Origin of the sequence: Levilactobacillus cerevisiae, assembly GCF_003946245.1 — a bacterium.
GTDB classification, from domain to species: Bacteria; Bacillota; Bacilli; order Lactobacillales; family Lactobacillaceae; genus Levilactobacillus; species Levilactobacillus cerevisiae.
This window is the reverse complement of sequence record NZ_RHNN01000021.1, coordinates 59,729-66,554: the sequence shown is the minus strand read 5'-3', so window position 1 is coordinate 66,554 and position 6,826 is coordinate 59,729. Positions and strand designations below refer to the sequence as shown.

The 6,826-nt window shown below is 53.9% G+C and carries 4 protein-coding genes; all 4 read right to left on the bottom strand.

What is annotated here, in order from left to right:
- Window positions 1-173 precede the first annotated feature (173 nt).
- Window positions 174-2,084 carry a tRNA uridine-5-carboxymethylaminomethyl(34) synthesis enzyme MnmG gene (gene mnmG, locus EKM99_RS10740; RefSeq protein ID WP_125583417.1) on the bottom strand — a complete coding sequence of 637 codons (1,911 nt, stop codon included), beginning with the start codon at window positions 2,082-2,084 and terminating at the stop codon, window positions 174-176.
- Window positions 2,085-2,144: 60 nt separating this feature from the next.
- Window positions 2,145-3,539, bottom strand: coding sequence for a tRNA uridine-5-carboxymethylaminomethyl(34) synthesis GTPase MnmE (mnmE, locus tag EKM99_RS10735; RefSeq protein ID WP_125583416.1), 1,395 nt, complete (start codon window positions 3,537-3,539; stop codon window positions 2,145-2,147).
- Window positions 3,540-4,205: 666 nt separating this feature from the next.
- A complete protein-coding gene (gene jag, locus EKM99_RS10730) occupies window positions 4,206-5,006 on the bottom strand; it encodes an RNA-binding cell elongation regulator Jag/EloR (protein WP_125583421.1) in 801 nt (266 codons plus the stop codon).
- Window positions 5,007-5,611: 605 nt separating this feature from the next.
- The gene (locus tag EKM99_RS10725) at window positions 5,612-6,808 is read right to left on the bottom strand and encodes an acyltransferase (RefSeq protein ID WP_225419836.1); all 1,197 of its coding nucleotides are present in this window, start codon (window positions 6,806-6,808) and stop codon (window positions 5,612-5,614) included.
- Window positions 6,809-6,826 lie beyond the last annotated feature (18 nt).

The following is a 6,826-nucleotide window of genomic DNA, read 5'->3' as shown; positions in this document are numbered from 1 at the left end:
TGCTAACTATCATAAGGGAGAGGCTTTCCCTTTTCAATTGCTTATTTTTCTATTTACACATAATTATTTAAACACTCTAATATCTATGATCAACAGTTATTTATTAATAATAAATAGGCATCACAATGGCTAACGTAATAACCATTGTGATGCCTATTTTAATTATATTTTTACTAGTCAACCTTGGCGATCTTTCCCTGTTCGATGTACACACTCAGGATGGCGATGTCAGCGGGATTGACCCCACTGATTCGGCTGGCCTGGGCCAAAGTCTCGGGTTGGATCTTCTTCAACTTTTGGTGCGCTTCGGTGGCTAGACCGTCGATGGCGTCGTAGTCAATCTTGGCGGGGATGGCCTTGGCCTCCATCCGCTTCAATTTGACCACGTTATCTTCGGCCTTCTTGATGTAGCCGGCGTACTTCAGTGAAATTTCAATCTCTTCGATGATGTGGCGATCCAGCGGCTGGTCTGGGGCCGGGATGAACTGCGCCAACGTTTGGTAGTCCACGTATGGCCGGCGCAGGAAGACCGCAGCTAACACGCCGTCTTGCAGGGGCTTGTCGCCGTGACTTTCGATAAAGGCGTTGATGGCCGCCGTTGGCTTGATGCGGATGCTGTTCAAACGATCCATTTCAGCTTGCAAAGCCGCCTTCTTGGCCAAGAAATCTGCGTAGCGTTCGTCACTGATCAAACCGAGTTCGTGGCCCTTGGCCGTCAAACGAAGGTCGGCGTTGTCATGCCGCAAAATCAAGCGGTATTCGGCCCGACTCGTCAACAGGCGGTAAGGCTCCTTGGTTCCCTTGGTGACCAAATCGTCGACCATGACACCAATGTAGGCGTCGGAACGCTTCAACGTGAAACCTGGCTTGCCCAGGGCCCGTAAACCAGCGTTGATGCCGGCTAACAAACCTTGACCCGCTGCTTCTTCGTACCCGGACGTCCCGTTGGTTTGGCCAGCGGTGAACAGGTTTTGCAACGGCTTCGTTTCCAAGGTCGGTCGCAATTGGTACGGAGAAACGACATCGTATTCAATGGCGTAGCCGGGCCGCATCATTTGCGCGTCTTCGAGACCCTTGATGGAGTGCAAAATCTTCTGTTGCACTTCTTCTGGCATGGACGTTGACAGGCCTTGAACGTACCACTCGTCAGTCTTGCGGCCTTCTGGCTCTAAGAAGAGTTGGTGGCGGGGCTTGTCAGCGAACCGGACGATCTTGTCTTCAATCGATGGGCAGTAACGGGGGCCGACCCCTTCAATGACACCCGTGAACATCGGTGCCCGGTTCAAGTTTTCGCGAATAATTTCGTGAGTTTTCTGATTGGTATAGGTTAACCAGCAGGAGAGTTGGTTCTTCAAATCCAGGTAGGCACTGTCGGGCGTGGTGAAGCTAAAGTGGTTGGGCTCCACGTCACCGGGCTGTTCCTCGGTTTCGTCGTAGTGAATCGTGTTGCCATCGACCCGGGGTGGCGTTCCCGTTTTGAACCGTTCCAGGTCGAAACCGTACTTCGGTAGGTTAGCCGTCAACTTGGTTGCGGGCTGGGAGTTGTTGGGACCAGAAGAATACATCAGTTCCCCGATGATGATCTTACCCCGAGCAGCGGTACCGGCAGCGATGACTACGGCCTTGGCGCTGTAGTGGGCACCCGTGTTGGTGATGACCCCCTTGCAGACGCCATCTTCCACGATTAAGTCGTCGACAATCCCTTGCCGTAAGGTCAAATTAGGTTCGCGTTCGATGGTATGCTTCATTTCAGCGTGGTAGGCGTGCTTGTCGGCTTGGGCACGTAAAGCGCGGACGGCCGGGCCCTTCCCCGTGTTGAGCATCCGCATCTGGACGTAGGTCTTGTCAATGTTCCGGCCCATTTCGCCACCCAGTGCATCAATTTCACGGACAACGATTCCCTTTGCCGGGCCCCCCACGGATGGGTTACAAGGCATAAATGCCACCATATCCAGGTTGATCGTCATTAAGAGTGTCTTGTTGCCCATCCGAGCAGCGGCCAATGCGGCCTCACTACCCGCATGGCCGGCACCAACGACGATCACGTCGTAGTCCTGGCCGGGGTATGCAATTACTTCAGTCATGGTTCTTTCCCTCCATGCCCAGTCGCTGATTGGGGCGGCTAAGCGATCTCTTGTGTGGTGTTATTTTCCTAAACAAAATTGGCTAAATAGCTGATCTAACAGTTCGTCTTGGTAACTATCCCCGGTAATTTCACCGAGTAAATCCCAAGCCCGCGTCATGTCGATTTGGACCAGGTCGACGGGCATCCCCGCCGCAATCCCGTGCTGGACATCATCGAGGGCGGCACTGGCTTGATGTAACAGGCCGATGTGCCGGGCGTTGGTGACCATCACGGTATTTTGACTGGACTCGATGCCCTCATCAAAGAACAGGTGGGCGATGGTTGATTCCAACTGGTCCATCCCCGTACTCTGCAGAATCGAGGTCTCCATGATTGGACTGTCACCGGCAGCGGCCTTCACCGCCGCCATATCCAGCTTGTTGGGCAAATCGGTCTTGTTCAAAATGAGAATCCGTTGCGTGTCAGCCGTCGCCTGTAACAGCTCGCGGTCTTCATAGGTCAACGGTTCACTGGCGTTTAAGACCAACATCACCAAATCAGCAGTGTTAATGGCTTTACGCGAGCGTTCAACCCCAATTTTTTCAACCTTATCTTGGGTATCCCGAATCCCCGCCGTGTCGATCAATTTCAAAGGAACGCCCTTGACGTTGACGTACTCTTCAATCACGTCACGCGTGGTTCCGGCCACGTCGGTCACGATGGCCTTGTCTTCGTGCAACAGGTGGTTGAGCAGGCTGCTCTTCCCCACGTTGGGCCGGCCCACAATAGCTGTGGCCAGTCCTTCACGCAAGACCTTCCCTTGCTTGGCCGTTGACAGGAGCACCTTGATCTGCTTTTGGACCTCTTGGGCCTTCTCCAGCAGCATTTTGGTGGTCATGGTTTCCACGTCATCGTATTCGGGGTAGTCAATGTTGACCTCAACTTGAGCCAGGGCATCGAGGATGTCTTGCCGCAAATTTCGAATCAATTTAGACAAATCACCGTCTAGTTGGTCTAATGCAACCTTCATTGACTTGTCCGTTTTGGCCCGAATCAGGTCCATGACGGACTCGGCCTGCGTCAAATCAATTCGACCGTTGAGAAAGGCTCGCTTGGTGTACTCACCGGGTTCTGCCAACCGTGCACCGTAGCTCAAGCATAGCTGTAAAATTCGGTTGGTGGCCACGATACCACCGTGACAGTTGATTTCAATAATATCTTCTTTGGTATAGGTCTTCGGCGCCCGCATAACGGTGACCATGACTTCGTCGACCTCGTCATTAGTTTCCGGATCCATGATGTGGCCATAGTGAATCGTGTGGCTAGCCACTTTAGTCAAATCGGTGCCCTTAAAGAGTTTTCCGGCAACGGCAAAGACTTCCTCGCCGCTCAACCGAATAATAGAAATCCCACCTTCACCAGGCGGGGTAGAAATTGCCGCAATGGTATCAAATTCTGTTGTCGTAACTGCCATCAGTCATCCTCCTCTTCATCCGTGGCGTTGCCGTTGTTAGCGCCTTACCGGGCGAACACGAGTTTAGCCCGGATGTCTTTGTACTTGCCTGCGTTTTTTATTGGTCTTGCTACCAATTTATCAGTTTACTTGTAATCCTATCTCGTCTACTTTCCGTAGTTCATTCGTCACCCCTGTAACCCCAGCAGTGGCCATGACTGGTCGCAGCCGTTGCCAGGGGTTAACGCCTTGTCAGCGACCAGCGGCGGATCAAGGTGGCCCGGGTATCAACCACCCTCAGGAAAATGGCGACGTCGCGGGCTAAACCCGTGTCCGCCGCAGGGCTGGTGAAAATGGGCCTCGCCGTGGGAATTGCCTTAGTGACGGTCTTGGTCGCTTAGGGAACTGCTATCTTTGAGACGCGACTCTCAGCGGCTCAAAGTAAGTTTGGAGACCGCTCTTTGGCTCCAGACGGGCGCCCACAGCGTTCCGGTCCCATTTTCACCAGCCCGGAGGCCGCCACACCGGTTCAACCCGCCGGGCGTATCATTTAACGCCATAAAAAAAAGCACCTACTCCACGCCACCTAACTGTACGTGGATAAAGTACTTTCACTACTTTATCGTAAACTTGATAAGAATGATTGTCTTCACTATAAGGGCTAACGGCTCATTTGTCAAACCTAAACTAATCCGGCTCAATCACAACGGCGCGGTGTGGCTCTTTGCCAGCCGAATAAGTTGTGACGTAGCGATTTCTAGCCAAAACAGCGTGAATCTGTTTCCGTTCAAACGATGGCATCGGGTCCAAATAAATCGGCTTGCCGGTCGCCACAACTTCGCGGGCCGTTGATTCAGCCAGCCGAGTCAACGTCGCCGTCCGCCGTTCCCGGTAGCCCGCCACGTCCAGCACCACGTCCACGTGAGCGGCACCGTGATGGTTTAAATAGAGTTGGGCTAAACTCTGAAGCGCGTTAATCGTTCGGCCGTGCTTCCCGATTAATAAGCCTTCCTTGTCGGTGGTAAAAGACAGGTGAACTTGCCGGTGAGCCACGTTTTCAACGTCCAAACTGGCATCGATGCCCAGTTGATCGACGATGGTGGCTAAATAGTCCTGCACGCCGTCAATGGCCGCCTGTCGTTGCTCACGGCGTTTTGCGGGGTCAATGGCTGGTGAGTCTGGGACAACCGGTTGAACTGGCTTAGCCGCCGCTTGGGGCGCTACAGACGCCGGTGTCGTTGGCTGGTCAACCGGCGCTGGCGTCGCAACTGCTTTAACCGGTTGGGTGACTGCCTGGCTCGCCTGTTCTTGTGCCACAGCAACGGGCTTCAATGTCACATCAACCATAGCATCGCGATGACCAATACCCAGCCAACCCTTGCGTGGAGCGGTGACCACCTTGGTGACAACTTGGTCGCGACTCGTATTCAGCGCAGCCAGTCCCGCCGCAATCGCTGCCTCTTCCGTTTTCCCCGTGTAGATCGTCATCATCCATTCCTCCATGTTGTTTTCGCTAAGCATTAGTATACCATAACGCGTCTGGTCTGGGTTACACGGATATCACTGGCGCCTTACCGGGCGGCGAAAATAAACCGGAACGCTGGGGGCGGACACCCGAAGCCAAAAGGCGGTCTTCGGGCTCGCTTTGAGCCTTAAAAACCAAGTCTCAAAGACGCCAACGCCCTAAACGGCCTAACCCGCCGTTAAGGGCGTTCCTCCGGCTGAGTTTATTTTCGCCGCCCTCTCGGCTCACATCCGTGTAACCCGGCTAGTCCATCAGCAGTGTCGCTACTGTTAACCTTTTTGGACCCGGACGACGCTACCCAGTCACAGAGAAATTGCGCACGCCCGGATCACGGGTTACCACAATGTTCGCCGCAGGGCTGGTGAAAATGAGCCAAGCCGTGGGAATTGCCTTAGCGGCGGTTCTTGCCGGTTAGGCAATTGCTATCTTTGAGACGCGTTTCTCAGCGGCTCAAAGTAAGTCTGGAGACCGCCTTTTGGCTCCAGACGGGCGCCCACAGCAATCCGGTCTCATTTTCACCAGCCCGGAGGCACTGCCAACATCCTAGTAAACCAGATCCGGTGCGACGCTACTTTTCGGCGTGGATGGGTTGGCGTAGGGTGGCGAGCCACTGCCACGGATGCCACTGCGGCCGCCCAATCAGCCAGCCAAACGGCGCCACCCGGTAACAGAAGTACGCCACCGCCACCGACAGCGTGAGCACGACGCCGTAGCCGACCGGCAAGATGGCCAGAAGCGTGCCATCGTTCACGGTTAGCGTGCCCAGAAAGCGTCCGAGCAAATACAAGCAAAATGATTGGTTCAAATACATACCGAAGCTGATCTTCGCACCCGTCTTGACGTTCTGCGCCAGTTCGGGGGGCAGACTGCCGGCCCGCCATTTGGCATAACGCTGTCCCAGCCAGAACACCGTGACAATCATTACGGCGTCAAAGACCTGCATGTACGGCTGGTGCGGCGAGGTGGCAAAGTCGTAGCTCATATGCAAGACACCCATGTTCCACCAACGCAGGTAGGCCACGGTGCCCAGGCACAACGCCAACGCGCTGGCCGCAATCACCTTGATGTGCCGGTCGATAAACGTCGAGACCTCGCGGTAGTGCAGGGCCGTGTAGACGCCAAAGATAATGTAAAATTCATATACAAAAATATTAATGTTAAAGTGGCGGAACCAGTACGGCCATCCCGCCAAGTTCAGGTATTCCAGTTGAAATTTGATCCAGGCATCGATGGCCAGTTGGACCACAAAGCTGACGCCTAGCAACCGCAAGTGATGCTGACTGTGCTGGAACAGCCAGACGATTCCCGGGAAGACGAGGTATAACTGCATCACCAGCAACATGTAATACATGTAGTAGTGCCCGCCGTGAACTATGTCGTCAAGGTAGGTCAGCCCAAATGACTGCCCGGTACTGCCGCCACCCAAACTGGTATAGAGGATCAAGAAAATCAGGTTCCAAGCGAGGTACGGCCCCAGACTGCCGCCAAAACGTTTTTTATAAAAGCGCCCCCACTCGTGGCGTTTGTAATAATTCATCGCCAGGACCAGACCACTCATGAACAGAAACCCGTTACGGCTGTAGTGAAACATTAACCGGACGTCGCTCAAGCTCGTGCTGGCCCACCCGGTGGTACTCATGGCGTCAAGCACCACGTTGATGCTGTGGTTAAACAGCACCCCGCAGATGAAAAATAGCCGCATGAAGTCCACTTCGTATAGATACGGCCGTTTTTTCTTCACCGCCGTTTTCGTTATTGCTTCCACAAAAATCCCTTCTTTTCT